This is a genomic window from Massilia sp. 9I (assembly GCF_902506415.1).
Classification (GTDB): domain Bacteria; phylum Pseudomonadota; class Gammaproteobacteria; order Burkholderiales; family Burkholderiaceae_D; genus Telluria.
Map to the genome: position 1 here is coordinate 3,462,233 of NZ_LR733275.1, position 26,325 is coordinate 3,488,557.

26 protein-coding genes and 1 tRNA gene are annotated in these 26,325 nt (G+C 66.3%); 4 read left to right on the forward strand and 23 right to left on the reverse strand.

Going from position 1 to position 26,325, the window contains the following annotated elements:
* Positions 1 to 3: 3 nt before the first annotated feature.
* The 10 genes from GV068_RS15525 to GV068_RS15570 all read right to left on the reverse strand — a co-directional run bounded on the left by GV068_RS15525 (position 4) and on the right by GV068_RS15570 (position 9,966).
* Positions 4 to 906, reverse strand: a complete 903-nt coding sequence (locus GV068_RS15525; protein WP_159699556.1) for a DNRLRE domain-containing protein — start codon at positions 904 to 906, stop codon at positions 4 to 6.
* Entirely contained in the window at positions 903 to 1,382 is a 480-nt protein-coding gene (locus GV068_RS15530) for a PilW family protein (protein WP_159699559.1), read from the reverse strand. Before GV068_RS15530 ends, GV068_RS15525 begins: the two co-directional genes overlap by 4 nt.
* Complete coding sequence (locus tag GV068_RS15535) at positions 1,379 to 1,810, reverse strand: type II secretion system protein J (protein WP_159699562.1); 432 nt, start codon at positions 1,808 to 1,810, stop codon at positions 1,379 to 1,381. Before GV068_RS15535 ends, GV068_RS15530 begins: the two co-directional genes overlap by 4 nt.
* A 1-nt stretch (position 1,811) precedes the next feature.
* Entirely contained in the window at positions 1,812 to 2,357 is a 546-nt protein-coding gene (locus tag GV068_RS15540) for a Tfp pilus assembly protein FimT/FimU (protein WP_159699565.1), read from the reverse strand.
* 10 nt (positions 2,358 to 2,367) lie between these two features.
* Positions 2,368 to 2,958, reverse strand: coding sequence for a prepilin-type N-terminal cleavage/methylation domain-containing protein (locus tag GV068_RS15545; RefSeq protein ID WP_159699568.1), 591 nt, complete (start codon positions 2,956 to 2,958; stop codon positions 2,368 to 2,370).
* Between the two features lie 114 nt (positions 2,959 to 3,072).
* Positions 3,073 to 4,200: a type II secretion system F family protein gene (locus GV068_RS15550; protein WP_159699571.1), complete on the reverse strand. Its 1,128-nt coding sequence runs from the start codon at positions 4,198 to 4,200 to the stop codon at positions 3,073 to 3,075.
* A gap of 11 nt (positions 4,201 to 4,211) precedes the next feature.
* Positions 4,212 to 6,245, reverse strand: coding sequence for an ATPase, T2SS/T4P/T4SS family (locus GV068_RS15555; protein WP_159699574.1), 2,034 nt, complete (start codon positions 6,243 to 6,245; stop codon positions 4,212 to 4,214).
* A 1-nt stretch (position 6,246) separates the two neighbouring features.
* Complete coding sequence (locus GV068_RS15560) at positions 6,247 to 7,749, reverse strand: HD-GYP domain-containing protein (RefSeq protein WP_159699577.1); 1,503 nt, start codon at positions 7,747 to 7,749, stop codon at positions 6,247 to 6,249.
* Positions 7,739 to 8,143, reverse strand: a complete 405-nt coding sequence (locus GV068_RS15565; RefSeq protein WP_159699580.1) for a response regulator — start codon at positions 8,141 to 8,143, stop codon at positions 7,739 to 7,741. The genes GV068_RS15560 and GV068_RS15565 overlap by 11 nt, the downstream gene beginning before the upstream one ends.
* Positions 8,140 to 9,966 carry an ATP-binding protein gene (locus GV068_RS15570; protein WP_159699583.1) on the reverse strand — a complete coding sequence of 609 codons (1,827 nt, stop codon included), beginning with the start codon at positions 9,964 to 9,966 and terminating at the stop codon, positions 8,140 to 8,142. The genes GV068_RS15565 and GV068_RS15570 overlap by 4 nt, the downstream gene beginning before the upstream one ends.
* A gap of 205 nt (positions 9,967 to 10,171) precedes the next feature.
* Between GV068_RS15570 and GV068_RS15575 the strand changes: the two genes are divergently transcribed.
* Together GV068_RS15575 and GV068_RS15580 are read left to right on the forward strand one after the other, a co-directional pair.
* Complete coding sequence (locus GV068_RS15575; RefSeq protein WP_159699586.1) at positions 10,172 to 12,169, forward strand: helicase-related protein; 1,998 nt, start codon at positions 10,172 to 10,174, stop codon at positions 12,167 to 12,169.
* 67 nt (positions 12,170 to 12,236) lie between these two features.
* Positions 12,237 to 12,659: a PaaI family thioesterase gene (locus GV068_RS15580; RefSeq protein ID WP_201303298.1), complete on the forward strand. Its 423-nt coding sequence runs from the start codon at positions 12,237 to 12,239 to the stop codon at positions 12,657 to 12,659.
* Here the strand turns inward: GV068_RS15580 and GV068_RS15585 are convergent.
* From GV068_RS15585 to GV068_RS15605, 5 genes are all read right to left on the reverse strand, one after another.
* Positions 12,656 to 13,168 carry a peroxiredoxin gene (locus tag GV068_RS15585; RefSeq protein ID WP_159699589.1) on the reverse strand — a complete coding sequence of 171 codons (513 nt, stop codon included), beginning with the start codon at positions 13,166 to 13,168 and terminating at the stop codon, positions 12,656 to 12,658. The two genes, GV068_RS15580 and GV068_RS15585, sit on opposite strands and share 4 nt — an antisense overlap.
* A 49-nt stretch (positions 13,169 to 13,217) precedes the next feature.
* The gene (locus GV068_RS15590) at positions 13,218 to 13,850 is read right to left on the reverse strand and encodes a BON domain-containing protein (protein ID WP_159699592.1); all 633 of its coding nucleotides are present in this window, start codon (positions 13,848 to 13,850) and stop codon (positions 13,218 to 13,220) included.
* Positions 13,847 to 14,440 (reverse strand): phosphoheptose isomerase, encoded by a 594-nt coding sequence (locus GV068_RS15595; protein WP_159699595.1) that lies wholly within the window; start codon positions 14,438 to 14,440, stop codon positions 13,847 to 13,849. Before GV068_RS15595 ends, GV068_RS15590 begins: the two co-directional genes overlap by 4 nt.
* 82 nt (positions 14,441 to 14,522) lie before the next feature.
* Positions 14,523 to 14,879, reverse strand: coding sequence for a YraN family protein (locus GV068_RS15600; protein ID WP_159699598.1), 357 nt, complete (start codon positions 14,877 to 14,879; stop codon positions 14,523 to 14,525).
* Between the two features lies 1 nt (position 14,880).
* Entirely contained in the window at positions 14,881 to 16,143 is a 1,263-nt protein-coding gene (locus GV068_RS15605) for a penicillin-binding protein activator (RefSeq protein ID WP_159699601.1), read from the reverse strand.
* 10 nt (positions 16,144 to 16,153) lie between these two features.
* Between GV068_RS15605 and rsmI the strand changes: the two genes are divergently transcribed.
* Positions 16,154 to 17,059: a 16S rRNA (cytidine(1402)-2'-O)-methyltransferase gene (gene rsmI, locus GV068_RS15610; protein ID WP_159699604.1), complete on the forward strand. Its 906-nt coding sequence runs from the start codon at positions 16,154 to 16,156 to the stop codon at positions 17,057 to 17,059.
* 3 nt (positions 17,060 to 17,062) lie between these two features.
* Here the strand turns inward: rsmI and GV068_RS15615 are convergent, their stop codons facing one another.
* Entirely contained in the window at positions 17,063 to 17,677 is a 615-nt protein-coding gene (locus GV068_RS15615) for a hypothetical protein (protein WP_159699607.1), read from the reverse strand.
* 101 nt (positions 17,678 to 17,778) lie between these two features.
* Between GV068_RS15615 and GV068_RS15620 the strand changes: the two genes are divergently transcribed.
* Positions 17,779 to 17,855, forward strand: a tRNA-Pro gene (locus GV068_RS15620).
* An 85-nt stretch (positions 17,856 to 17,940) separates the two neighbouring features.
* On the opposite strand, the gene GV068_RS15625 is transcribed toward GV068_RS15620, so the two are convergent.
* From GV068_RS15625 to bioA, 7 genes are all read right to left on the reverse strand, one after another.
* The gene (locus GV068_RS15625; protein ID WP_159699610.1) at positions 17,941 to 18,861 is read right to left on the reverse strand and encodes a hydroxymethylglutaryl-CoA lyase; all 921 of its coding nucleotides are present in this window, start codon (positions 18,859 to 18,861) and stop codon (positions 17,941 to 17,943) included.
* Positions 18,862 to 18,865: 4 nt separating this feature from the next.
* A complete protein-coding gene (locus GV068_RS15630; RefSeq protein WP_159699613.1) occupies positions 18,866 to 19,795 on the reverse strand; it encodes a glyoxylate/hydroxypyruvate reductase A in 930 nt (309 codons plus the stop codon).
* Positions 19,796 to 19,824: 29 nt separating this feature from the next.
* Complete coding sequence (locus tag GV068_RS15635) at positions 19,825 to 21,846, reverse strand: acetyl/propionyl/methylcrotonyl-CoA carboxylase subunit alpha (protein ID WP_159699616.1); 2,022 nt, start codon at positions 21,844 to 21,846, stop codon at positions 19,825 to 19,827.
* Positions 21,847 to 21,913: 67 nt separating this feature from the next.
* Entirely contained in the window at positions 21,914 to 22,945 is a 1,032-nt protein-coding gene (gene bioB / locus GV068_RS15640; protein ID WP_229464231.1) for a biotin synthase BioB, read from the reverse strand.
* A 12-nt stretch (positions 22,946 to 22,957) separates the two neighbouring features.
* The gene (gene bioD / locus GV068_RS15645; protein ID WP_201303299.1) at positions 22,958 to 23,791 is read right to left on the reverse strand and encodes a dethiobiotin synthase; all 834 of its coding nucleotides are present in this window, start codon (positions 23,789 to 23,791) and stop codon (positions 22,958 to 22,960) included.
* Entirely contained in the window at positions 23,788 to 24,975 is a 1,188-nt protein-coding gene (gene bioF, locus GV068_RS15650; RefSeq protein WP_159699619.1) for an 8-amino-7-oxononanoate synthase, read from the reverse strand. The genes bioD and bioF overlap by 4 nt, the downstream gene beginning before the upstream one ends.
* Before the next feature lie 2 nt (positions 24,976 to 24,977).
* Positions 24,978 to 26,318: an adenosylmethionine--8-amino-7-oxononanoate transaminase gene (gene bioA / locus GV068_RS15655; protein ID WP_159699622.1), complete on the reverse strand. Its 1,341-nt coding sequence runs from the start codon at positions 26,316 to 26,318 to the stop codon at positions 24,978 to 24,980.
* Between the last annotated feature and the right edge of the window lie 7 nt (positions 26,319 to 26,325).

Below are 26,325 nucleotides of genomic sequence, written 5' to 3' on the forward strand. Positions count from 1 at the left end.
AGCTCATTTGCAGCGCAGGTGGTAGGACACATCCATGCGCGGGCCGTTGTTAATCGCGTTGATGCTGTTGAAGCGTGATTCGTTCAGGCCGCGGGGCTTGAACAGCACCCCGAAATTCGCCAGCTCGCCGCTGCGCCAGCGCCGCACCAGCGGGCCGATGTCCCAGCGGTAAAACCGGTTGGTGCCCGCGATCGCCGTGGTGAATTCCGGCCGTGATTCGTAGCTGCCGCCCGGGCTGGTAGTCCATGGCGAATTCCAGGTAGCGCTGCCGTCCGCCCAGCCGCGCGTGACCGCATGGACCGCCAGTTCACGCACCGTTTGCACAGAGTTAGAGCTGTTCAGGTAGAGCCATAGCGTGGCCTTGGTCACCCGCGAGTCGTTTGGCAAGCTCGACAGGGATACGCTCAGCAGTGGATGAGCCTTGCCGTCGGTCGCTTCCAGAAAATGGTCGCCGCCTCCATTGGAACTGGCCGGAGCGTCGCTGTTGATCCAGGTATCTCTGAACTCGCTGTCTGGCAGCACCGTGTCGTACTGGCGCGTGCGGTCGTAGAACACCATCTTGTCGCGTGTGATGCTGCTGACCGTGCCGCGTGCGGAGGTAGCCGTCACCGTGGCCTTGAATTCATCCTTCTTAACCGTGATGTCGTCGACGCTAGCCGTACCTGCCACCCCGGGCAGTCGCACATTGCTGAAACGCCGCTCGCTGTCGCAGTTGATTTTCTCGTTCTGCCACTTGGCCAGGCGCAGTCCAGCTTCCGCCAGGTAGCGCGTCGCCTCGATGTCGTACTGGGCATCGACGGCGGAGGCGTCGTCGGCGCCGCCGCGCGTCATGGCATAGGCCAGCGCGCCCATGACCGACAGCGCCAGTGCGACTGGCAACAGCAGCAGACCGTGCTGGCGCTTCATTTGCTTGGCCCGCCCATGCGTATGGCGATGCTGCCCTGTGCCGCTTCGGCATCCTGTTCCAGCCGCAGCGTGGCCTCGATGATGGTCGCGTCGAGGCCGACCGTGCGGGCGCTGACGCCGAAGCTGGCGACCGATTCGGCCACCACGTTGTCGACGCCGTCGCGCACCTCGATCAGCTGCTTGTTCGCATTGACACGGAAGCGCGACTTGTCGAACCAGGGGCCCGAGTCTGCCTGCACCGTATTCTGAGGCGCCAGTACCTTGCGAGGCGTGTCCCTGGCAGCGCTGGAGATGCGCTCCAGCGCAAAACGCAGATCCTGGCGGAGTGTTGCGCGGCTGTTGTTCTGTACCCCGGCCCGCAAGCTGGTATCGAGCATGCCGGCCAGCGGTCCGATCACTAGCGCGGCGATCACGAGTGCCATCAGGAGCTCGATCAGGGTGACACCGTCCTGGCGGGGGAGTCGTCGCAGCGTCATCGGTCCACCAGGGTCGTCAGGGGATACGCGCCGTCGGTGCCGGACACGGTCACGATCAGCAACGTATCCTCGGCCGGATCGCCGGCTGCCAGCACCTGGCCGGTGGCGCCGCCGTAGTAGTGCACGTATTTGGAAATATAGACGTTACGTGGACCGCATTCACCGCCAGGCGCCGGATCGGCCGCCAGCGAATAGCTGGACGGCGTGGTGGGTCCCTGGATTGCCTTCCACAGGTTGTCGTAGGATTCAGCTGCCACCGTTTCCATCGTGTTCTTCACGCAGCGTAGTTCGCGCGCCTGCACGGCGCCAGCTTCGGTGGCGCGCAGCCCGCTGCGGATCGCGTCGGCGGCAGGCACCGCGCAGATTGCGAGCAGCACCAGCGCCACCATCACCTCAATATAGGAAAGGCCGGCTGCTGGCGCACGCATATCAGAACACCCGTCCGGTGACGCGCGCGACCGCCACGCTGCGCTGGACCTTCCCTTGGGCCAGCACTACCTTGCCGTCCACTTCGAGCAGGTCGCCTGCGGGAACGCCGGCATTGAAACTCGCAGGGGCGCCATCAGGGCGGAAGGAAATGGTGTTGGTCACGGGACGCGTCTTGTATTTGAAGTCGGCGCTTGCCAGCTGGCCGACAGGCCGCAGGCTGATCTCGTACTCAGCTTTGCTCGTCGGATGGAACACCTTGTTGACCGTATCCTGCTCACCGGCGGCGTTCAGGCGGTATACCAGCAGCGATTGTGCAGCCACGTTGAAGCGGACCACATGCCAGGTGCCGGTGCGGACCGCTTCGCGCTGGGCGAAGCGGATCGCCCGGGTCACTTCCCCAGCGGCGCTGTCGACCGCGAAGGAACTGGCCGGTGAAGCGCTGGATACCGCGATCGATGCAGCCAGCGCCAGTACGGCTACCGTTACCAGCATTTCCGCCAGCGTGAAACCTGCAGGGCGGTACAGGCATGCCCGCGGCGTGGCCATGGGCTGGTGCTTAGTGGGTGTTGAACGCCCGCTGGTTACGATCCAGTTCGACGCTGTTCATCTCGAAGCGTCCGTTCGTGTTGCTGTAGCGCCAGCCAGGGGCGTCCGTGGCTGCAGTCAGCGTACCGAGCGGCGTATTAACGACAAGAACGTCATCGCCAGCGTCTACTGCGGCGCCCACAGCCGGTGGGGTGATGGCGTCGCGCGGAATCGCACGCAGGTAGGGGCCGAAATTGAAACCGGGCGCCTGTACGCTGCAGGTTTGCCCTGCGCGATTCGAGTGCATCGTCAACTGTTCGCGGAAGGCGTCTTCGGAATTGATGGCACCCGTGCCGGCAGTACCACCCACGCAGAGGGCGCCGGCACCCGAAGAGGCAACCACGCTGGGATAGGTATTGTCGTGCTGCACCCGATACAGCTCGATCGCCGAACGGACGGTATTCAGGTTGGCGTCCAGTGCAGCATCGGCGGCTTCGTCCGTACTGTTACCGAACTGCGGGATCGCAATTGCCGCCATGATGGCAATGATGATCACCACAATCAACAGCTCGATCAGGGTAAAACCTTTGGCAGCGAATTGGCGGAAAGTCGTCGTTTTCATGATGATCACAAATTAGAAAGAAAGGCAATTGCCCTTTAGAAAGTCACTTGAGGTTAGCATGAACCTTCAGCAATGTATATTTCTGAAAGCCATCCTGTTATGAGTGTGGCGTAATTACCGCGTGCTCATCTTGAATATTGGCAAGATAATTGAACTGACGATAGTGCCGACTAATACACCCATAACCAACAACATTACTGGTTCGGCAAGTTTGGCCAAACGGTTCAGCTGACGCGTCAGATCGCGCTCGTAAAAATCCGCTACCCGCCCCATTACGCGCCCCAATGAACCGGTCTGTTCGCCCGTGGCGACCATCTGCTTCACATTCACGGGAACCAGCGGGCTGTCGGCGAAGCCGGCCGCGATGCCGCGGCCCTCGGTGACCTGGATTTCGAGGACGCCGATAAAACGCTGGAACTCCAGATTCGGCACCACGTTGCGGCAGGCTGCCAGCGTGGCCATGATGGTGACGCCGCGCTCGAGCGACGCGCCCATCACCCGCATCAGGCGCTCGAGGTAGATCTTGATGAAGATGTCCTTCACGAAGGGAATCCGCAGCTTCAGACGGTCCAGCGCGGCTTGCCCGGCCGGCTGCATCGCGGCCGCCACACCCAGCACCAGCAGCACGATCGCGCCTGCCAGCAGCTTGCCGCCATGCGCCAGCAGCACTTCGCTGACGACCATTAGGACCTTCGTCGTCGCAGGCAGCTTGTGATAGATCCCCGAAAACATCGGCGCGAACTTCGGGAATACGTACATCAGAATGAAAATCACGACCACGACCGAGAACACCAGCAGGAAGGCGGGGTAGGACAGGGCCGAGACGATGGTGGTGCGCAGCCGTTCCTGTTTCTCGTCCATCTCCACCAGCTGCGCCAGCACCTCGGGCAGGAAGCCGCCGGCCTCGCTGGCGCCGACCAGGTTCACGTAGGTCAGGGGGAATAGCTGCGGATGCCGCGCCAGCGCCTCGGAAAAGCGCTGGCCGCCGACGATGGCCTCGGCCATGTCGCCGATGATGGCGGCCACCGCCGGCCGGGCGGCCTGCTCCTGCAGGGAGCGCAGCGCCGCGTGGAGCGGCACCCCGGTTTCCAGCAGCAGCGCCAGGCGCTCGGTGAACAGCATGCGGTCGGCGCTGCCGACCCTGGCCTGGCCGAAGGCCGGCGCCTTGCGCACGCGCCGCGCGATTCCCGCCGCAGGCGCGGTTTTGGCCACCGGTTCCAGCTCGTCCCAGTCAAGCGCCATGCTTTATCCCATTACAGCGAGTGCACCACCCGCGCGATTTCCTCGGGCGTGGTGTGGCCAGCAAAAGCGCGCTGCATGCCGTCGGCGTAGAGGTCGTGGTGTCCCTGCGCGGCGACGTGGCGCGCCATCTCGTCCTTGCTGGTGTTGGAGACGATCATGCGCTGCAGGTCGGCCCCCACTTCCAGCAGCTCATAGATGCCGAGCCGTCCCTTGTAGCCGGAGTCGTAGCAGGACGGGCAGCCGCGTCCGCGCATCAGTTTCAGGTTGCCTTCGCCTTTCCAGCCATAGGCGGTGGCGGTGGCCGGCGGCACCAGGGAGCCGGTCTTGCAGGAAGGGCAGACGCGGCGCACCAGGCGCTGCGCCATCACGCCGATCAGCGCCGAGGACAGCAGGTAGGGCTCGACGCCCATCTCGACCAGGCGCGCCACCGCGCCCAGGGTGTCGTTGGTGTGCAGGGTGGTGAGAACCAGGTGGCCGGTCAGCGCCGCCTGCACTGCGATTTCCGCCGTCTGGCGGTCGCGGATCTCGCCGACCATGATGATGTCCGGGTCCTGGCGCAGCACGTGCTTCAGGATCTTCGGGAAGGTGAGGCCGATCGCATCGTTGACCTGGTTCTGGTTGATGATGTCGAGCTGGTATTCGACCGGGTCCTCGATCGTGACGATGTTCTTTTCGATGCTCTTGAGGTAGCTGATCGCCGCGTACAGGCTGGTGGTCTTGCCGCTGCCGGTGGGCCCGGTGACCAGGATCAGACCGTGGCTGCGTCCGAGCAGGCGCTTGAAGGCGCCTGCGGCATTGTCGTTCATGCCCAGCTTGTCAACGTCGAGGATCGACTGGTTCTTGTCGAGCACCCGCAGCACCACCTTTTCGCCGTAGATGCCGGGCAGAGAGGAAAAGCGCAGGTCGACCGTGCGGCCCTGGGTCACGACCTGGATGCGGCCGTCCTGCGGCAGGCGCCGTTCGGCGATGTCGAGGTTGGCCATCACCTTCAGGCGCGACACGATGGCCGGATGCAGTTCGAGGCGCGGCGACATCACTTCGTACAGCACGCCATCGATGCGCAGGCGCACGCGCGCCTTGTTGCGCGAGATTTCGATGTGGATGTCGCTGGCGTGGTCGTGGATGGCGCGCTGGATCACCGCGTTGACCAGGTTGATCACCGGGCTGGCGCCGGCCATCTCGTCGATCGCCGTGTAGTCGTCCGGCATCTGGTTTTCCACCAGCTCCAGGTCGTCGGCGGTGCTGTGCACGAAGTCGGGCAGGGTGCCGCCGTAGGCGTCGTTGCGCACCCGTTCGATGTCGGCCGGCGCTGCCATCGCCACCCGCACGCGGCAGCCGGTGCGGGCGCGGATCTCGTCGATGCTGTGCACCGCCTGCGGATCGGCGGTGGCGATGGTGAGCGTATTCGACACCAGGAACAGCGGCAGCACGCCGAGGCGGCGCGCCACCTCGCGGTCCAGCACCGACACTGCCGCCGGGTCGTACAGGCCGGCGCGCAGGCCCACGAAGGGCACGCCGAGCTGCTCGGCCAGGGCCTGGAACAGCGCGGCTTCGGGCAGCCACTTCTTCTCGACCATGATCAGACCCATGCGCTTGCCGGTCTGCTCCTGCAGGCGCTTGGCTTCGTCCACCTGGGCTGCGCTCACGAGGCCCCGCTCGACCAGGATGTCGCCCAGCTTGGCCTGGCCCTGGCGCAGCCGGACCGGCGCCGGCGGCGCGTCGTACAGCGCCACCTGGTCGGTCAGGCCGGTGACGTCCAGCACGTCCTGCAGCAGCGGGCTGGGATAGGCCAGCTTGAGCCAACCGCCCAGCGCGGCCAGGCGCTCGGCGCTGCTGGCAATGAGCTCCAATGCGCGGCCGGACAGCAGCGCCACCTTGCCCAGGTCGATGACGATCGTGACCTGGTGCTGCGCGATGCAGGCCGCCAGCGCCGCCTCGAGCGCCGCCACCGCCTCGAGCGACACCAGCGCCATGGTCGGCGCCAGGTAGGTCATCGAGCCGATGCGGCTGCGGGTAACGGCGTTGTCGGCGGCTTCGTCGCGCATCTCAGGCTACCGCTGCGGCGCGCTCGCGCTGGATGTTGAAGCGTGCGATCCATTCCGGTTCGAGCGCGCAGATCTGTTCCAGCACGCGCACCACCGACGGGTCGAGCTGGACGCCGGACACGCGCGCGATCTCGGTCATCGCCACTTCGTGGCTGCGTCCGGCGCGATAGGCGCGCGAGCTGGTGATCGAGTCATAGGTGTCGGCCACCGCGATGATGCGCGCCAGCAGCGGGATGTCGGTACCCTGCAGCCCATGCGGGTAGCCGGTGCCGTCCCATTTTTCCTGGTGGTGGCGGGCGCCCGGCACCGCGCCCTTGAGGCGGTCGATGTGGCGCAGGATCTCGTAGCTGCGCTCGGGGTGCACCATGATGAAAGTGTATTCGTCGGCCGTCAGGCGGCCCGGTTTGCACAGCACCGCATCGGGGATGCCGATCTTGCCGACGTCGTGCAGGAGCGAACCCCAGAACAGGTCGTCGGTGTCGCGGCTGGACAGCCCCATGGCGGCGCCGATCTGCATCGAGATGTAGTGCACGCGCTCGGAATGGCCGCGCGTGTAGGGGTCTTTCGCTTCCACCGCTTCGATCAGGGCATTCGCCATCTGCTCGTTGAAGCGGCTGGTCTCGGTCAGCATGCCGTACATGCGCGACAGGCTGGAGAGCTGATTCGCCAGCAGTTCGCCGAGCTTGCGGTCGCTGTTCGAGAAATCGGGCTTGGCCAAGTGGTTGGCCAGCACCAGGATCGCCACCACGTTGCGGTTGTGGATCACCGGACAGCACAGCAGTTTATAGGGCAGGTCGGTGAAGATGTAGGCGCGGCGCGGGTCGCCCGTTTCGTTGATCACGATCGGCGCGCGCGAGGAATGCGCGAAGCGGTACAGGTCCCCGCGCATCTCGACCAGCACCAGATCCAGGTTGTGGATCGGCGCCGACAGATTGGTCGCGTGCACGCACAGGTTCTCGCCCGGCTTTACGAAGGCGGCGACGTCGCAGTCCATGTGCACGGCCCAGCTTTGCAGCAGGCGCTGGAACAGGTCGACGCCCGGTTCCAACTGCTGCACCTGCTTGTCGATGGCGTACACCAGGTGCAGCTCTTCGTAGCGTTCGGACAGCTCGAGCGCCATGGCGTCGAGTTCGACCTTGGACGCGATGTCGTCGGCGATGCCGGCAGCGATGTCCTCGAGCGTCTCGGCCAGCAGGTCCCAACCGCTGTCCGGTTCCGTGCTTGCGACCCGTATCGCCAGGAAGCCATGCGAGCGCACCGGCAGGTAGAGTAGGGTGGCGTCTGGCGCATCATGGCGCTGCATGCCGTCGCCGACGCAGGACCAGGCAAAGCCGCTTTCCGCCAGCGCCGCCAGCCAGGACGCGATACTTGACCCCGACACGCTGCTCCAGGCGACGGCGCCGCCGATCCCGACGACGGCCAGGTCGTAGTCGGCGCCGGTGACGCGGCGCAGCCAGCGCGCATAGCGGGTGTAATCGAGCTCGCTCAGGGTATCAGCTTGCATGCTGGGTCTCCGGCCCGCTCCCGCGGGCATTGAAATGGTCGGCCAGTCGCGCCACCAGCTGGCGCGGGCTCAGGGGCTTTTCCAGGAATTCGACGTTCGCCAGGGAGCGCACCCAGGTGCGCTCGTCGGCCGCGGTCATCGAGGTCATCACCAGGATCGGGAAGTGCTCGCCGGGCCAGCGCTCGCGCACCGCGCGGCACAGGTCGCGCCCGTTCATGCCCGCCATCTGGATGTCGCTGATCAGGGCGTCCGGGCGGCTGTCCGCCATCAGCGCCAGCGCTTCAAGGCCGTCGGCGGCGGAGAGGACGCGGTAGCCTTCGCGCTCCAGCATCAGGCGCAGCACGCGGATCACGTGCGCTTCGTCGTCGACGATCAGGATGCTGCGCTTGCTCATAGGACGTTGGCGCTTTCGGCGAGCGAAGGCATCTTTTTGAGGTGGATGGAGAAGGTGCTGCCCTGGCCCGGCTGGCTTTCCAGGGTCAGGCGGCCGTGGTGCAGTTCGACGATCTGGTTGGCCAGGTACAGGCCCAGGCCATGGCCGCCGCGCTGGCTAGGGCCGGTCTCGCGCACGCGGTAGAACTTCTCGGTCACGCGCGCCTGGTCTTCCAGCGCCATGCCGATGCCGGTGTCGCGCACCGTGATCACCACGTCGCTGTCGCCCTCTTCGGCCGCCAGCACCACGCTGCCGCCGGCGTCGTTGTACTTGATCGCATTGCCGACCAGGTTGTTGAGCGCGATGCGGAACAGGTCCTTGTCGATCGAGACCGCCGGGATATCCTGCGGTACCTGCAGCTCGAGCTTGACCTTCTTCTGCTGGGCGCGCGGCTGCGCCTGCAGCCAGGTGTCGTGCAGCAGCTCGTGCAGCTTGACGCGGTGGCGCTCGGGGCGCACATTGCCCATCTCGAGCTTGCTCACGTTGAGCAGGTTGTTCACGAGCGAAGTCATGCGTTCGATCTGGTCCTGCACCACATTGACCGCCTCGATGCGCTGGTCCGGTCCGGTCGCCGGGTCGGCCAGCAGCTCGCCGTACATCGACAGCACGTTGAGCGGCGACTTCAGTTCGTGCGAGACGTGGGCGACGAAGTCGTTGCCGGCGGCGCGCGCCAGGTGTTCGGCGGTGACGTCGCGCAGCACTACCAGCGAGCCGAAGGAGACGGCGCCGCCGGCAGCATGCAGCGGCGATACGCTGGCGTGCAGGCGCTTGTCCGGCACCCGCACCGGCGTGAATTCGAAACTCAGGGGACGCCGCGTATCGGCGGCGCCGCTGCGCAGGCGCTGCAGCACGGCGCGCAATTCGGCGTCCTCGCACCAGGTGTCGACCGGCTGGGTCAGCACCGCGGTCACCGGCACGCCCAGCAGCGGCTCGAGCTTGGCAGTGGCGAAGGTGATGTCGCCGCCCGGATCGAGCGCCAGCAGGCCGTCCGGCTGGCAGTGCAGCATGGCCTGCATCTTGTTGGTCGTGTATTCGAGCAGGCGGCCGCTGGCCAGGTTGGCCACGCTGGATTCCTCCAGTTCGCGGATGCGGCGTCCGGCCTGGTCCAGATAGCTGTTCAGTTCCAGCGCGAGCCCTTTCACGTCCTGTTCGCGGGTGGCCGGGAGCGCAGCGGCGCCCTGGCTGCCGCCAAGGCTGTGCAGCTGTTCGCCGAGTTTCGCCAGTGGCGCCATCTCGCGCTTGATGACCAGGTAGATCAGAGGCACCAGCAGGAACACGGCCAGCGCCACCAGGCCGTAGAAGGGCAGGTCTTTCAGGCCGTCGGCGATGCGCGGCTCATAGTAGCCGATGCGGATCTGCAGGCGTGCGCCGTCGGGATCGGCCACGGGGCCATGGAATTCACGCACGGAAGCGGGCATGTCTTGGGTGGGCGCGAGCACGCGTTCGGAGAAGCCGGACAGGGCCATCGGGACGGCGGGCGGCACCAGCACGCCCGGTCCGGCCACTTCGGCCAGGTTGCGCCCGCCGGCGTCGGTGACGGCGGCATAGGCGAAGTCGCGCCGGCCGCCGTTGGCCAGGACCGAATCGAGTACGCCGTACTGCCCCGCGCGCGGCACCAGCACCGTGGCCGGCAGCGCCGACAATGAGCGGATGGTGGCCAGGCCCTGCACGCGCAGCTGCGCGGCTGCATCTGCCTGCTGGCGCTGCAGCAGCATGGCCACGATCAGGGCGATCACTGCCAGCGAGGAGACGACAAGGATGATGCCGATCCGGTTGTTTTTCATCGTTGTAATCCGGTTAGCCCACGACAGCGGCTCGCTTGTGAGCTACAGACTATAGTTTAAGGATTTCTTGGAAGCAAGTAACATTCGCAAGCCTCCAACGAGTGTTGGTTTTTATCCATGAGCGGGCGTCGTTGGCGGGCGCGCGTCCGGGCGCCGGCGCGCTATATTGGCAACCTGTGACAAAAACTGGACAAACCGACAAGCAATGAGCCAAGCCCGCCACGATCCACCCGACGATGACAATGACACCGGCGACGATGCCTTCCTCGAGCGCGAGCTCGATTTCCCGGAACGCGGCATCGAACTGGTCAAGATGGAAGGCCGCGTCTTCCTGCGTTTCTCGGGCGAGGTGCGCTACGAGGGCCTGCGCGTGCCCTACCGCCTGGTGCCTTCGCGCGGCGTGCTGGCCAAGCCGAGCAAGTGGCGCAAGATGGACATGCTGGCGCGGCGCGACCTGCTGGCCGAGCGCGCGACCCCGGACGCCATCGAGCAGCTGCAGACCGAGGCCGAGGACTTCGTGCGCGACATCGCGGAACAGGCCGACGATTTCGGCTGGGATCCGATGCTGTTCCTGCACGTGCTCGACGAGCTGGAAACCTCGGAGCCGGCCGACTACGTGTTCCAGCGTATCTCGCAGCGCCTGACCCACGCGGTCGAGCGCGAACAGGAAGAGCGCCACGCCGCGCGCACCAAGGAAAGCATCAACCTGGCCGAGTACCCGGAATCATTCGAGGTGGCCAGCCGTATGCAGCGCAAGTTCATCGCCCTGCTCGGGCCCACCAACTCGGGCAAGACCCACCGCGCGATGGAAGCCCTGGCCAAGGCCGCGAGCGGGGTCTATCTGGCGCCGCTGCGCCTGCTGGCGCTGGAAAACTACGAGCGCCTGCAGGAGGCGCGCCCGCACGGTAAAGAGATCAAGGTCAGCCTGATCACCGGCGAGGAGCGCCGCGTGGCCGAAGGCGCGACCCATGTCGCCAGCACGGTCGAGATGCTGGATACGAAGACGCCGGTCGAGGTGGCGGTGATCGACGAGATCCAGATGCTGGCCGACCGCGACCGTGGCGCCGCCTGGACCGCGGCCGTGTGCGGCGCGCCCGCGTCCACCGTGTTCCTGGTCGGGGCGCCCGAAGCGCGCCGCGCGATCGAGGCGCTGGCCGAACGGCTCGAGGTGCCGCTGGAAGTCCATGTCCTGAAACGCATGGCGCCGCTGGCGATGGAGCCCTCGGCGGTGCGCAAACTCGGCAACCTGCGGCGCGGCGACGCCGTCATCGCCTTCTCGCGCCGCGAGGTCTTGATGTGGCGCGACATGATCACCGAGAAGGGCCTGTCGGTGGCCACCGTGTACGGCAACCTGTCGCCGGAAGTGCGGCGCGCCCAGGCCGAGCGCTTCCGCGAGGGGCAGGCCGACATCGTGGTCGGCACCGACGCGCTGGCGATGGGCCTGAACATGCCGATCGCGCGCATCGTGATGACGACCACGGTCAAGTACAACGGCGTCGAGGAAGAAGAGATCTCGGCCGCGCTGGCCAAGCAGATCGCCGGCCGCGCCGGGCGCTACGGCGTGCACGAAGAGGGTTTTGTCGCCGGCTACGATGAGGACACGCACCAGGTGATGCGTTCCCTGATGAAGGAGAAGATTCCGCCGGTACCAGCGACCGGCTTCGCGGTGGCGCCTTCGCTGGAGCAGCTGCACCGCATCTCCTCGGTAACGGGCGAGACCTCGCTGGTCAAGCTCCTGCGCCGTTTTGTCCACAACATCGACGTCCCGGACGGCTTCTTCTACCCGCGCATCACGGAAGAGCAGAACGAGCGCGCCGAATGGCTGGACACGCTGCCGCTGTCGGTGGCGGAAAAGTTCATGCTGTCGCTGGTGCCGATTTCGGCCAGGGTGCCCGTGCTGCAAAGCGCCTGGGAGCATTGGGCTCTGTCCCTGGCCAAGAAAAAGATCTGCAAGCTGACGCCGCCTACCCAGGAGATGTATTACATGAACCTGCAGGAGGTCGAAGACACCTGCCGCATGTACTCGGCCTACGCCTGGCTGGGCTACCGCGAGCCGGAACACTTCCCCAGCATCGAGCTGGCGCAGCAGCTGGCGCGCGAAGCTTCGGAAAGGGTGGACGCAATGCTTCAGCAGCAGAATTCGGCGGCACGGCAGCGCGGCGGCAGCGGCGGACGCAGTAGCGGCGGCAAGCGGCGGCGCTGAGGAGGCGCTCAGCACGATCCGGGTACACGGTGTACGATCCCGCTTTTATCAGTAAAGCGACATCACCGTGAACCCGAAATACACCCCAGAATCCTTCAACGCATTCGGCAAATCCTTCTTGCCTGGCCACCTCGGCATCGAGATCACTGAGGTTTCCGAAGGGCGCGTCTGCGCCGAACTCCCGATCACGCCCCAGCTGCTGGCGCCGAACGGCTACCTGCATGCCGGCAGCGTGGTCACGCTGGCCGACACCGCGGCCGGCTACGCCTGCGTCGCCCACCTGCCGGAAGGCGCGCAGAACTTCACCACGATCGAACTGAAATCGAACCACCTCGGCACCGCGCGCCAGGGCACGATCACCGTCGTGGCGACCGCCGCGCACCTCGGGCGCACGACGCAGGTATGGGATGCGACGGTGACGGACAAGGACAATGGCAAGACCATCGCCCTGTTCCGCTGCACGCAAATGATTTTGTACCCGAAAGCTTAAGAAGTCAGCTCTTTCTCGAGCAGCTTGTGCAGTTCGGGGAAGGGTGGCTCGCCCAGGTAGCGCTTGATGATCTTGCCGTTCTTGTCGATGACAAAGGTGGTCGGCGTCATTTTGACGTCGCCGAACTGCTTGGCGATGTCACCGGCCGAGTCGAGCGCCACCTTGAACGGCAGCTTGTGGGCCTCGGTGAAGTTCAGCACGTAGTTGGGCGGGTCGTACTGCATCGCCACCGCGATGAACTCCAGTCCCTGGCCCTTGTACTTGTTGTAGGTCTCGACCATCTGCGGCATCTCCTTGACGCAAGTGCGACAGTCGGTCGCCCAGAAATTCACCATCACCACCTTGCCGCGCAGGGACTCGGTAGAGATCTTGTCGCCGCTGATACTGATGAAGGTGACGTTCGGGGCGCCGCTGTTGAACGAGGCGTAGCCGATGCCGGCCAGCGCCAGCACCACCGCGCAGGCGGCGAAGGGCTTGATCCAGGGACGGGAAGGTGTGGAAGCGGTCATGGCGAAAGCTGAAAAGAAAACGGCAGGACCGCAGTCCTGCCGTTGAAGCTTAACTCTGGGCCGGGGCAGCCTGGTTGGCGCGCGGGTCTTCTTCGGCGATGTACTCGAAGATCTTCACCACGCGGGTCACGCCCGACACGCCTTTCGCGACGTCGGCCGCGACATTGCCTTCGCGCGGAGTCACGAGACCCTGCAGGTAGACCACGCCACGCTCGGTGGTGACTTTCACCGAGGTGGCCGAGATGGTCTTCTTGTCGACCAGGCTGGCCTTGACCTTGGTGGTGATCAGGGCGTCGCTAGAACGCGAGGTGTAGCTCGACGGGCCGGCGATTTCCAGCTCGTTGATCACCGAGACCACGTTGTCGATCGCGCGCACTTCGCGCTCGGCCGCCTGCTTCATGGCTTCGTCGCGCACTTCGCCGGTCAGCAGCACCTTGCGGTTGTAGCTGGTGACGTTGATGTGGCCATTCTCGCCGGTGAGCTGCTGCATCTTGATCTCTGCCTTGACGTTGATCGACTTGTCCTCGGTCTGCATGCCGAGGGTGCGGCGGTCGTTGGCCGACAGCGCTGCAGTGGCGACGCCACCCACTGCCATGGCCACGCAGCCCGACAGCGAAGCCGCCAATGCGGTGCCCAGTACGATTTTCGACAGCAGGCCGGCCAGCGGGCGCGTTTTCATCATTCCTCTTCTCCTCCGAACAGTGCGACGTCGATGCCGTCGCAGATGCAGTGAATCGCGCACAGGTGGACTTCCTGGATGCGCGCAGTGCGTGCGTGGGGCACGTTGATATGGATGTCGGCGTCGGTCAGCATCTTTGCCAGCGCGCCGCCGTCCTTGCCGGTGAAGGCGACGATGCGCATCTCGCGCTCCAGCGCCGCCTCGACCGCGGCCAGCACGTTGGCCGAATTACCGGAAGTCGAGATGGCCAGCAGGATGTCGCCGGCCTGGCCGAAGGCCTGGACCTGCTTCGAGAAGATCTCCCGGAAGCTGTAGTCGTTGCCGACCGCCGTCATGATCGACGTGTCGGTGGTCAGCGCGATGGCCGGCAGCGGGAAGCGCTCGCGCTCGAAGCGACCGACGAGCTCGGCAGCAAAGTGCTGGCAGTCGGCGGCGGAACCGCCGTTGCCGCAGGCCAGGATCTTGTTGCCGTTGGACAGGGCATGGAACATCAGTTCCACGGCCTGCGAAATGGGTTGGGCCAGGCTTGGCGCCGACTTCATCTTGAGATCGGCGCTCTCCTGGAAGTGAGCGAGGATGCGTTGAGTATTCATAGCCGGGGATTATAGTGTAGTAGCAACCATGGTCGGGCAACCACCGTAAAAATTGCTTACACTTCAATGGTTATCGAAATGATCAGTTAATCACATCCTGCAGCCATTCGAGCCGGTCGCCATCAATGGCAATGACGTCGAAGCGGCAGGGCGGCGTGACGGGAAAGCGCAACAGGTACACCTGCGCCGCACGCACCAGGCGGCGGATTTTTGCGGGAGTGATGCTGGCGGCCGCACCGCCGTGTTCGCTATTGGCACGCTGGCGCACCTCGACGAACACCAGGATATCGCCATCGCGCATGATCAGGTCGATTTCCCCACCCTTGCAGCGAAAATTCTCTTCGACCGGCTTCAAGCCCTGGCGTTTCAGGTAGAGCAGCGCAACCCGCTCCCAGTCGCGGCCCTGGGCCTGCCTCAGTGACAGGCGCAGCGGCCACATGTCAGCGCCCGAAGGCCACCGCTTCGAAAGCGCCGTCGCGGTAGACAGTGCCGGTCTCGACGCGGCGGAACGACGCGCCGGCGCCCGCATCCATGTTCACCGACAGGCGACCGGTCACGCCGTCGAGCTCGAACGCCGCGCCGGGACGCAGGGCCAGTTCGCGCGCGATGCGGAAGGCGTCGATGCCGAGCGCGTACAGGCGCTGCATGTCGAAGCCGTTGCTGGTGTCGCCCCAGCGCGGATAGCTCGCCACCAGCGGATGTTCCGGCTGCACCGACCAGGGCAGGTCGAGGATGCGCACCCCAGCCAGTTCCGGCGCCGAGCTGGCGGGATCGCGGCCCGGATTGATCGAAGCGGTGCCGTAGGTCGGCAGCGAGGTGCCGATGGCGCTGCGCACCTGGCGCAGCTGGACCGCGTCGAGGGCCGCGAACACCAGTTGCGGCGGATCGGCCTGCATGCGCGCGCGCAAGTCGGCGAGCGCGTTGGCGTCGACGTAGCCTTCGCTGCTGGGCAGTTCGACCACGGAATTGTTCATGCCCAGCTGGGCCCAGCGCGCCGTGAAGGCGCCCGACAGGCGCTGCTGCCATGCGGTCTTGCCGGTCAGTACGAGGGCGCGGCCACCCGGCTGTTCCGCGGCGGCCCAGTCGGCGACCTGGCGCGCTTCGTCCTCGAGCGAGAGGCCGACCACCAGCATCTGGCGCGGCAGCGGTGCATTGGTCTGCGGATGGTTGAGGGCGATGGTCGGCCTGCTCACGGCGCCGCTGGCGGCCAGCGCGGCCACGGCCGGACGCGCGAGGGGACCGACCACGATATCGTTCTCTTCGGCCGCGCGTGTGTAGGCGTCGAGCGTGGCCTGCGAGGAGTCGCCGGTGGGAATCACGTTGACGGTCACGCCTTTACGGTCGCGTTCGTAGCCGGCCAGGAAGCCGGCGCGCACCGCCTCGGCCGGTTGCGCCAAAGCCTCGGATTGCAGCGGCAGCAGCAGGGCGATGCGCGTGCCCGGCCTTCCAGGATCGCCGGCGAGCGGACGGCCCTCGGTGGGCGGCAGCACGTCGATCGGATTGGTCTGGACGGGAGCGGCCGGTGGCGGGGGCGTATAAGCGGGTTCGCCAGGCGGCGGGCTTGCTATCGGCGCGGCGGGCGCGCAAAATCCGCCCGGTACGCCGCAGCCAGTGTCGGGCGGCAAGGGTGTGCTACTACAAGCCGCAAGCAAGCCGATTGCGGCCGTCGCCAGCAGCGCCCTGATATTCTTTTTCTTCAGCATCGGAATCCTTATGACAGAACAGCAGACCATCGACATCGCCCGGCTTCCCGTCATGGGCGAAGCGGCCCAGCAGTCCTATCCTACCGCAACGCTGTATGTCGTGGCTACACCGATCGGCAACGTCACCGACATCACGCTGCGCGCATTGCACCTGCTGGCGCTCGCCGATGTCGTGGCCTGCGAGGACACGCGCAAGACCGGCGCGCTGCTGCAGCGTTTTGGCTTGAGCAAGCAGACCATCGCGGCCCACATGCACAACGAGCGCGAGGTCGCGGACAAGATCGTCGAGCGTTTGAACAGCGGCCAGCGCGTGGCCCTGGTGTCGGATGCGGGCACGCCGGCCGTGTCCGACCCGGGCGCGCGCATTGTCGACGCGGTGCGCGCAGCGGGCCTGAACGTGGTGCCGCTGCCGGGACCGTCGGCCGCGATCACGGCCCTGTCGGCAAGCGGGCTGGTGAACGACCGCTTCCACTTCGTCGGTTTCCTGCCGGCCAAATCAAAGCAGCGCGAGAGCGCGCTGGCCGAGCTGGCGCGCGAGACCTCGACCCTCGTCATCTACGAGGCGCCGCACCGCATCGTCGAGTGTGTCGAAGGCCTGATGGCGGTGTTCGAGCCGACCCGCCAGGTCGTGTTTGCGCGCGAGCTGAGCAAGATGTTCGAAGAAATTCATCGCTGCCCGCTGAGCGAGGCACGGGCCTGGGTCACGGCTGACCAGCACCGCGAACGCGGCGAGTTCGTGGTCCTGGTGCAAGGCGCGGTGCTGGAGACGGATGCGCAGGATGCAGAAGCGGAGCGTATCCTGCAGATCCTGCTGACGGAGTGCTCGGTGAAACAGGCGGCCAACCTGGCCGCGCAGATCACGGGACGCAAGAAGAACGCTCTGTATGAGCGCGCTCTGCAGATCAAGGGCGAATAAGCGCTACCATTTGCAGCCGCTGTCCTTCTTGTCCATCATGAGGAAGAGCGGCGCCAGCAAGCCTCCCGGCACGCCATCCTTGCAGTTGCGGCGCTTGGCCTTGCTGATGGCTTTCGCGAACTTCGATTCGGTTTCCAGCGGTGGCTCGGGGAATTGCGCGTTCGCGTTTCCTTCGCGGCCGAGCTTGGTCTGACTGGCCAATTGCCGCGCCGTTTGCCTGGCGGCGCCCATGTCGAACTGCGGCGCTTCGCTCGGCGCCGGCGCGTCGGCTTGCTGCACTGTAAAGGCATCGGGCGATCCTTCCTGTTCCGGTGAGGCGGGAACGGCGATGACCGGTTTCGGCGTGGACTTGCGGGTACTGCGCGGGGCGGCGGGCTCGGCACGCGGCTGGGGCGCGGACTCCGCCCGCGGCGCTGCCGGCGGTGGAGGCGGCGGCAGGATGCGTACCGCAATCGGGGCGGGCGACTCGGGCTCCGGCGGAGGCGACAGAGGCAAGGCGCCGCGGTAGGCGAGCATCAGCATCGCGTGCAGGGCCACAGACACGCCGACACCCACGAGGAAGCGCTTGTTGCCCCGTACCGCGCCAGGGTCGCCGCCGTATTCTGCTGCCAGATTCACAATGTTTCCCGCTTGATCATTGGGAAAGAATGCCACAGGCTCGCTTATTTTCCCCTTAAGCCTTGACCAAGCCACCCCAGACACGCTATGATCGTTGTCTTCGGAGTGTAGCGCAGCCCGGTAGCGCACCTGGTTTGGGACCAGGGGGTCCAAGGTTCGAATCCTTGTACTCCGACCAGTATCAAGAAAAAAGCCGACAGTGCAAACTGTCGGCTTTTTTCGTTATGGGGTCGGCACGGCCGGCTGTGCCGGCCGTGAGTGGATCAACCCGCGCGCTTGGCCAGCAGCGCATTCCCCGCCCGGCTCGCGCCTTTGCGGCCCAGCGCCTCCGAAATGAACTGTCCCGCATCCACCACCTGGTCGAGGTCGATGCCGGTCGCGATGCCCAGGCCGTTCATCAGGTAGACCACGTCCTCGGTCGCGACGTTGCCGGTCGCGCCCTTCGCGTACGGGCAGCCGCCCAGGCCGGACACCGAGGAGTGGAAGATCGCCACGCCGACTTCCATCGCCGCATAGATGTTGGCCAGCGCCTGGCCGTAGGTGTCGTGGAAGTGGCCCGACAGCTGCTGCAGCGGGAATTCGCGGCTTGCCGCCAGCATCACGGCCTGGGTCTTGCGGGCGGTCGAGACGCCGATGGTGTCGGCGATGTCGATCTCGTCGCAACCGAGGTCGCGCATGCGGCGCACCACGTCCGCCACCGCATCGAGCGGCACCTCGCCCTGGTAGGGGCAGCCGAAAGCGGTGCTGATCGAGCCGCGCAGGCGCAGGCCATTGGCCTTGGCCGCTTTCGCCACCGGTTCGAAGCGCGCGATCGATTCCGCGATCGAGCAGTTGATGTTCTTCTGCGAGAAGGCTTCCGAAGCCGAGCCGAAGATCACCACTTCATCCGCCTTGGCAGCCAAGGCCGCTTCGAAGCCCTGCATGTTTGGGGTCAGCGCCGAGTAGATGGTGCCCGGCAGGCGTTCGATGCCGGCCATGACTTCCGCGCTCGTGGCCATCTGCGGCACCCACTTGGGCGACACAAAGGACGCCGCCTCGACGTTGGCGAAGCCGGCGCGCGCCAGGCGGTTCACCAGCTCGATCTTGACCGCAGCGGACAGCGCTTCCTTCTCGTTCTGCAGGCCGTCGCGCGGCCCCACTTCGACAATCTTGACCTTCTTCGGCAGGCTGGCTTGCTCGTTCATCTCTTTAATATCCCAGATCGCGGTCGACGATGTCGTCGACGGTATGGCCGCTCTCCAGCTTCGCGATCTTGTCGGCGATCTGGAGCACGGCGTCGTGGCGCACGGTGAGCGCCGAAATATGCGGAGTGATGCTGATGCGCGGCTCGTTCCAGAACGGGTGCGGCGCCGGCAGCGGTTCGTGGCGGAACACGTCGAGCGTGGCGCCGGCGATGTGGCCGGAGCGGATCAGGGTCATCAGGTCGGGCTCGGCCAGGATGGCGCCGCGCGAGACGTTGATCAGGTAGGCGCCCTGCTGCAGCTTGCCCAGGTTGTGACGGTCGAGCAGGTTGGCCGTCTCGGGCGTGAGCGGCAGCATGCAGACCAGCACCCGGGTGCCGCGCAGGAAGGGGTCCAGGCCGTCGGCGCCGTGGAAGCACTCCACGCCGGGGATATCCTTGGGCGTGCGGCTCCAGCCGCGCACCGGGAAGCCGAACAGGCGCATCGCCTCGACCACCGGCATGCCGAGTCTGCCCAGGCCCATGATCCCGACCGCGAAGTCTTCCTTGGCGCTGAGCGGCAGCGGGTCCCAGACGCCGTGGCGCGCCTGCTGTTCGTAGTCGTCGAAGTGGCGGTAGTAGCGCAGCACGGCGTGCGCGACGTATTCGGCCATCTGCACGCCCATGCCGGCGTCGCCCAGGCGCACGATCGGTACCGGCGGCAGGGCTTCGCCCAGCTTGAGCAGGGCGTCGACGCCGGCGCCCATCAGGAAGATCGCGCGCACGTGCGCGAGCTGGTCCAGCAGGTCGGGCGTGGGACTCCACAATACCGCGTAGTCGCAGGGCGGCAGGGCGACGCCTTCCTTCCATGCGACGGTCTCCACCTGCGGCATGACGGCGGCGAATTCACGCGCCCATGGCTCGATCACGCCGTCTCCGCGGTACAGGAGTATGCGCATTTCTCCCCCTCGTTATTTTTGTATTGGTGTTACGCCGCCTTGAATGCCAAGAGCGGCGCGCCATCCGCCACCTGGTCGCCGACCTGGTACAGCACTTCTTCCACCAGGCCGTCGCTCGGTGCGGAAATGGTATGTTCCATTTTCATCGCTTCCATGATCACCAGCGGCTCGCCCTTCTTCACTTCCTTGCCCTGAGAGGCCAGCACGGCCACTACTTTACCCGGCATCGGCGCGGTCAGGCGTCCGCCCGCGGATTCGACCTCGCCCGCGTGGGCCATCGGGTCATTGTACGCCAGGGTGTAGTGACGTCCACCGGTGAATACGTGGAACAGCTCGCCGTCGCGGCGCACGCTGCCGTGCAGCGAGGTGTCGCCCAGGCGGATCGTCAGTTCCGCCCCTTCGTGGCGGACCAGTGCCAAAGGCTGGCGCTCGCCGCCCGCATCGATTTCCCAGCCATGTGCACCATAGGTAAGGCCGACCTTGTAGCCTTCAACGCCGCTGAACTCGTCGGCAAACGAGAGCGTGCGGCGGTAGGCGCTGTTCATGCGCCAGCCGCGGGCCTGGGCCCACGGATCGGCCGGATTGGTCGCGCCGCGCACGGTCTCGCCGCGGCTCAATGCCAGCGCGGCCAGGGCCAGGGCGCCCAGCGGTGCGCCGGCAGGGGCCGGGAACAGGGTGGCGCCGTTGCGTTCGATCAGGCCGGTATCCAGGTCCGCCGTCGAGAAGGCTTCGCCCTCGACCAGGCGCTTGAGGAAAGCGATGTTGGTCGCCAGGCCGACGATCTGGAACTCCGCCAGGGCCTGCGACAGGCGCGCCAGGGCCTGGTTGCGGTCCGCGCCCCAGACGATCAGCTTGGCGATCATCGGGTCGTAGAAGGGAGAAATGGCATCGCCTTCGCGCACGCCGGAGTCGACGCGCACGGCGGCCGGGTTGGTGCCGTCAGCGCCCAGCTGGAATTCGACCGCTTGCGGGGTATCCATGTGGCGCAGCGTCCCGATCGAGGGCAGGAAGCCTTTTTCCGGGTTCTCGGCGTAGACGCGGGCCTCGATCGCATGGCCGTGGATCGCCAGCTCGTGCTGCTTCTTCGGCAGCGGCTGGCCCGCGGCGACGCGCAGCTGCCACTCGACCAGGTCGGTGCCGGTGATCATTTCAGTGACCGGGTGCTCCACCTGCAGGCGGGTGTTCATCTCCATGAAGTAGAAGGAGCCGTCCTGGTTGGCGATGAATTCCACCGTGCCGGCGCCCACGTAGCCGACCGCGCGCGCGGCGTTGACGGCAGCCTCGCCCATGGCGGCGCGGCGGTCCTGGGTCATGCCGGGGGCCGGCGCTTCTTCCAGCACCTTCTGGTGGCGGCGCTGCACCGAGCAGTCGCGCTCGTGCAGGTAGACGCAGTTGCCGAGGGTGTCGGCGAACACCTGGATCTCGATGTGGCGCGGACGGATCAGGTATTTCTCGACTAGCACCTTGTCGTCGCCAAAAGAGCTGATCGCTTCGCGCTTGCACGAGGCCAGCGCGGCTTCGAAATCTTCCGAGCGCTCGACCACGCGCATCCCCTTGCCGCCGCCGCCGGCGCTGGCCTTGAGCAGCACCGGATAGCCGATGCGGTCGGCCTGTTCACGCAAGAAGCCCGGCTCCTGGTTGTCGCCGTGGTAGCCCGGCACCAAGGGAACGTTGGCGCCTTCCATCAGCTGCTTGGCGGCAGACTTGGAGCCCATCGCACGCATCGAGGAACCCGGCGGTCCGATGAAGACCAGGCCGGCGGCCTGCACCGCTTGCGCGAATTCCGCGTTCTCGGACAGGAAGCCGTAGCCGGGGTGGATCGCCTGGGCGCCGGTCGCCTTGGCCACCTCGATGATCTTCTGGCCGCGCAGGTAGCTGTCCTTGGCCGCGCTCGGGCCGATCAGGACCGCCTCATCGCAGACCGCCACGTGTTTTGAGCCCGCGTCGGCTTCCGAATACACGGCGACGGTGCGGATACCCATGCGGCGCGCGGTGGCGGCGACACGGCAGGCGATTTCGCCACGGTTGGCGATGAGGATTTTGGTGAACATGCGTTTGTCTTTCGCTTCTTCGGTTTAGGTTCATGGGCGGCCGTGTCTCCCCGGCCGCTGTAGAAAATCAGCAGCCGCAGGCAGCCTTCGGCGCCGAGTCCAGTGTCGCGGCGCGCGTCTTCAGGCCCAGCTTCTCGAGCAGCACGCGGTCGTCGTCCGCTTCCGGGTTGCCGGTGGTGAGCAGCTTGTCGCCGTAGAAGATTGAATTGGCGCCGGCCATGAAGCACATGCTCTGGACCGCTTCGCCCAGTTCGCGGCGGCCTGCCGACAGGCGCACGCGCGCCTGCGGCATGGTGATGCGCGCCACGGCGATGGTGCGCACGAATTCGATCGGGTCGAGCTTCTCGATGCCGTGCAGCGGGGTGCCTTCGACCTGCACCAGGTGGTTGACCGGCACCGATTCCGGGTACGGGTTCAGGTTGGCCAGCTGGGCGATCAGGCCGGCGCGCTGTTCGCGCGTCTCCCCCATGCCGACGATGCCGCCGCAGCAGACCTTCAGGCCGGCGCTGCGCACGCGGCCCAGCGTGTCCAGGCGGTCCTGGTATTCGCGGGTCGAGATCACGTTGTTGTAGAAGTCCGGCGCGGTGTCGATGTTGTGGTTGTAGTAGTCCAGGCCCGCCTTTTTGAGCTGTTCGGCCTGGCCTTCTTCGAGCATGCCCAGGGTGGCGCAGGTTTCCATGCCGAGCGCCTTCACTTCGCGCACCATGGTTTCGACCTTCTCCATGTCGCGTTCCTTCGGGCTGCGCCATGCCGCGCCCATGCAGAAGCGGGTGGCGCCGTTGGCCTTGGCTTCGCGCGCCGCATCCAGCACGGTGTCGAGGTCGAGGATCTTCTTGGCTTCGACGCCGGTGTCGTAGCGCGCGGCCTGCGGGCAGTAGCCGCAATCCTCTTCGCAACCGCCGGTCTTGATCGACAGCAGGGTGGCCAGTTCGACGTCGCCGTCCGGGAAGTTGGCGCGGTGCGCCTGCTGCGCGCGGAACATCAGCTCATTGAAGGGCAGCTCGAACAGGGCCAGCACGTCGGCCAGCGGCCAGGTGACGTTGTCCGGCTGCTTGATGGCGACGGGACGGTGCAGTGCAATGGTATTCGCTTGGGACATCTTGGTTTTTCCTTAGGTCTGGACGCGCGGAGAATGCCAGCCCGGCAGTCCCGCGAGGTCGATATATTCGGCGGCGGCTTGTGCCGTCGGGTTGTCGAGGCGGGGCACGTGGCCCAGCAGCGGCGCCGGAATGCGTTGTTCCAGCGCGTCGATGTTTTCAAGCATGAAGCGCATGTCCGGGTCGACCGTGTTGGCCACCCAGCCCGCCAGCACCAGGCCGCGCGCCACGATGGCTTCCACGGTGAGCAGGGCGTGGCTGATGCAGCCCAGGCGCAGGCCCACCACCAGGATCACCGGCAGGTTGAGCTGCGCCGCCAGGTCGGCGCTGTCGAAGTCGTCGTTGAAGGGGACGCGGAAACCGCCCACGCCCTCGACCACCACGGCATCCGAGGCGGCGTGGATCTCGGTGTAGGCGGCCAGGATCGGCACCGGCTCGATGGTCACGCCTTCGAGCGCCGCGGCGATGTGCGGCGCGGCCGGCTCCTTGAGCAGGAAGGGCGTGGTGATGTTCATCGGCAGGTGCACGTTGCCAGCCGCGCGCAGCATGTCGGCGTCCTCGTTGTGCAGCTCACCGTCGATCAGCTCGGCGCCGGCCGCCACCGGCTTCATGCCGCAGGCGCGGCGGCCGTTTGTGGCCAGCTTGTGCAGGATCGCGCTCGATACCAGGGTCTTGCCGATCTCGGTATCGGTGCCGGTGACGAAGCAGCAGAAGCGCGACGGTACGCTTTCCACCGCGAGGGCTTCCGGCTTCGGCTCCTCGACCGCAGCGCCGGCCGTGGCGGGCGCCGGGGCGGTGACGATGGGCGTCAATGCCAGCGGCTGGTCCGGTTCGTTCAGGTTCCTCATGCTGTGGCCCTTTCCAGTTCGTTCAGCGCGCGCGCCAGCTGCGCCACTTCCTCATGGGTATGCGCCGCCGACAGGGTGATGCGCAGGCGTGCAGTGCCCGCCGCCACGGTCGGGGGACGGATCGCCGGCACCCACAGGCCTTGCTCGTGCAGGGCGGCCGCCACGCGTAGCGCGTCGGCGTTGCTACCGATGACGAGCGGCTGGATCGCGGTATTCGATGCCAGCAGCTGCCAGCGTTGCGGACGCAGCGCATCCTGCAGGTGCGCGACCAGCGCGGCCAGGTGGGCGCGGCGCTGTGCGCCTTCTTCGCCTCCGATGATATCAAGGCTGGCCTGCAGTGCATGCGCCAGCGCCGGCGGCGCGGCCGTGGTGTAGATGTAGGGGCGGGCGCGCTGCACCAGCAGCTCGATCACGCTGGCGTGCGCCGCGATGAAGGCGCCGCCTACGCCGGCCGCCTTGCCGAGGGTGCCGATGTAGACCAGGTTGGCCGAGGACAGGCCGAAGTGCTCGAGCGCGCCGCGGCCCGTGTCGCCCAGCACGCCGAAGCCGTGGGCGTCGTCGACCACCAGCCAGGCGCCATGGCGCTCGCACAGGGCCAGCAATTGAGGAAGCGGCGTCAGGTTGCCGTCCATGCTGAAGACGCTGTCGGTGACGACGATCTTCGTGGCCGCAGTGCTGGCGACCAGTTGCTGCTCCAGCGCGGCGACGTCGCCATGCGGGTAGACGCTGACGCCGGCTTTGGCCAGGCGGGCGCCGTCGATCAGGGAGGCGTGATTCAGCGCTTCCGAGAAAATCATGGCGTCGCTGTCCGCGCCCAGTGCAGTCAAGACGGCCAGGTTGGCCATGTAGCCGGTGCACAGGTAGAGGGCGCGTGCTCTATCGATGTAGGGCGACAGCCACTCGGCGAAGCGTTCTTCCAGCAGCGCGTGCGCGCGGCTGTGGCCACTGACGAGGTGCGAGGCGCCGCTGCCGGCACCATAGCGTGCGGCGCCCTCCTGCAGGGCGTTGACGACTGCCGGGTGCGAGGCCAGGCCGAGGTAGTCGTTGCTGCAGAAAGCCAGCATCTCGCGGCCGTCCACGACCTGGCGCGGCGCGCAGGGGCTGTCGGCCACGCGCAGGCGGCGCGTGAGGCTTTGCGCGGCCAGCGTGTCGAGCTTGCGGTCGATGCCTTCGATCAGATTCATGTTCAACCCGCGATCACCGACTCAAAAACCTTCTGCGTGCGCGTCGCCAGGTGCTCGACGTGCTCGTCGTCCAGCACGTAGGGCGGCATCAGGTAGACCGTGCGGCCGATCGGGCGCAGCAGCAGTTCGTTTTCCACGGCGCTGGTGAAGAAGCGCCGTGCGAAGGTCGAAGCGCGCTTGGGGTCCGGTTCAAGCGCATCGAACGCGAAGATCATGCCGCGCTGGCGGAAGTGGTGGGTGCGCTCGTGCTCGGCGAGCGGCGCCAGCGCGATGGTCAGCTTGGTGGCCAGCTCGCGGTTGCGCATCAAGACCTCGTCTTCCTCGAAGATGTCGAGCGTGGCCAGGGCCGCGCGGCAGGCGAGCGGGTTGCCGGTGTAGGAGTGCGAGTGCAGGAAGCCGCGCGTGATGTCTTCGCTGTAGAAGGCCTGGTAGATGGCGTCGCTGGTGAGCACCAGCGAGAGCGGCAGGTAGCCGCCGCTGATGCCCTTGGACAGGCACAGGAAGTCGGGCCAGATGGCGGCCTGCTCGCAGGCGAAGAAGGTGCCGGTGCGCCCGCAGCCGACCGCGATTTCGTCGGCGATCAGGTGCACGTGGTGCTGGTCGCACAGTTCGCGCAGCAGTTCCAGGTAGAGCGGGTCGTACATCGCCATGCCGGTCGCGCACTGCACCAGCGGCTCGACGATGATGGCGGCGATCTTGTCGCCGCGTTCTTCGAACAGGGTGCGCACGGCGGCAATGGCGCGCCTGGCCACGTCCTGCGCCGATTCGCCCTCGCTTGCGTTGCGCGCATCCGGCGCCGGCACCACGTGCGAGGCGCGCAACAGCGGGCCATAGGCGTCCTTGAACAGCGGGACGTCCGTGACCGCGAGCGCGCCGATGGTCTCGCCGTGGTAGCTGCCCTGCAGGCAGACGAATTCCTGCTTGCCCGGATAGCCGGCATTGCGCCAGGCGTGGAAGCTCATCTTCATCGCGATCTCGACCGCCGAGGCGCCGTCCGAGGCGTAGAAGGCGTGGCCGAGGTTGTGGCCGGTGAGGGCGGCCAGCCTTTCGGAGAGCTCGATCACCGGCTCATGGGTGAAGCCGGCCAGCATCGCGTGTTCCAGCTTGTCCAGCTGGTCCTTCAGCGCCGCGTTGATGCGCGGGTTGGCGTGGCCGAACAGGTTGACCCACCAGGAGCTGATGCCGTCCAGGTAGCGGCGGCCCTCGTGGTCATACAGCCATGGCCCCTTGCCATGCTTGACCGCGATCAGCGGCACCTCTTCGTGGTGCTGCATCTGGGTGCACGGGTGCCACACGCTGCGCAGGCTGCGTGCGATCCAGTCGGAAGAGGTCTGCTGCTTCACAATCGAT

Coding starts and splice junctions, on each gene's coding strand:
- GV068_RS15525 (WP_159699556.1), bottom strand. CDS start 906: ATGAAGCGCCAGCACGGTCTGCTGCTGTTGCCAGTCGCACTGGCGCTG.
- GV068_RS15530 (WP_159699559.1), bottom strand. CDS start 1,382: ATGACGCTGCGACGACTCCCCCGCCAGGACGGTGTCACCCTGATCGAG.
- GV068_RS15535 (WP_159699562.1), bottom strand. CDS start 1,810: ATGCGTGCGCCAGCAGCCGGCCTTTCCTATATTGAGGTGATGGTGGCG.
- GV068_RS15540 (WP_159699565.1), bottom strand. CDS start 2,357: ATGGCCACGCCGCGGGCATGCCTGTACCGCCCTGCAGGTTTCACGCTG.
- GV068_RS15545 (WP_159699568.1), bottom strand. CDS start 2,958: ATGAAAACGACGACTTTCCGCCAATTCGCTGCCAAAGGTTTTACCCTG.
- GV068_RS15550 (WP_159699571.1), bottom strand. CDS start 4,200: ATGGCGCTTGACTGGGACGAGCTGGAACCGGTGGCCAAAACCGCGCCT.
- GV068_RS15555 (WP_159699574.1), bottom strand. CDS start 6,245: ATGCGCGACGAAGCCGCCGACAACGCCGTTACCCGCAGCCGCATCGGC.
- GV068_RS15560 (WP_159699577.1), bottom strand. CDS start 7,749: ATGCAAGCTGATACCCTGAGCGAGCTCGATTACACCCGCTATGCGCGC.
- GV068_RS15565 (WP_159699580.1), bottom strand. CDS start 8,143: ATGAGCAAGCGCAGCATCCTGATCGTCGACGACGAAGCGCACGTGATC.
- GV068_RS15570 (WP_159699583.1), bottom strand. CDS start 9,966: ATGAAAAACAACCGGATCGGCATCATCCTTGTCGTCTCCTCGCTGGCA.
- GV068_RS15575 (WP_159699586.1), top strand. CDS start 10,172: ATGAGCCAAGCCCGCCACGATCCACCCGACGATGACAATGACACCGGC.
- GV068_RS15585 (WP_159699589.1), bottom strand. CDS start 13,168: ATGACCGCTTCCACACCTTCCCGTCCCTGGATCAAGCCCTTCGCCGCC.
- GV068_RS15590 (WP_159699592.1), bottom strand. CDS start 13,850: ATGATGAAAACGCGCCCGCTGGCCGGCCTGCTGTCGAAAATCGTACTG.
- GV068_RS15595 (WP_159699595.1), bottom strand. CDS start 14,440: ATGAATACTCAACGCATCCTCGCTCACTTCCAGGAGAGCGCCGATCTC.
- GV068_RS15600 (WP_159699598.1), bottom strand. CDS start 14,879: ATGTGGCCGCTGCGCCTGTCACTGAGGCAGGCCCAGGGCCGCGACTGG.
- GV068_RS15605 (WP_159699601.1), bottom strand. CDS start 16,143: ATGCTGAAGAAAAAGAATATCAGGGCGCTGCTGGCGACGGCCGCAATC.
- rsmI (WP_159699604.1), top strand. CDS start 16,154: ATGACAGAACAGCAGACCATCGACATCGCCCGGCTTCCCGTCATGGGC.
- GV068_RS15625 (WP_159699610.1), bottom strand. CDS start 18,861: ATGAACGAGCAAGCCAGCCTGCCGAAGAAGGTCAAGATTGTCGAAGTG.
- GV068_RS15630 (WP_159699613.1), bottom strand. CDS start 19,795: ATGCGCATACTCCTGTACCGCGGAGACGGCGTGATCGAGCCATGGGCG.
- GV068_RS15635 (WP_159699616.1), bottom strand. CDS start 21,846: ATGTTCACCAAAATCCTCATCGCCAACCGTGGCGAAATCGCCTGCCGT.
- bioB (WP_229464231.1), bottom strand. CDS start 22,945: ATGTCCCAAGCGAATACCATTGCACTGCACCGTCCCGTCGCCATCAAG.
- bioD (WP_201303299.1), bottom strand. CDS start 23,791: ATGAGGAACCTGAACGAACCGGACCAGCCGCTGGCATTGACGCCCATC.
- bioF (WP_159699619.1), bottom strand. CDS start 24,975: ATGAATCTGATCGAAGGCATCGACCGCAAGCTCGACACGCTGGCCGCG.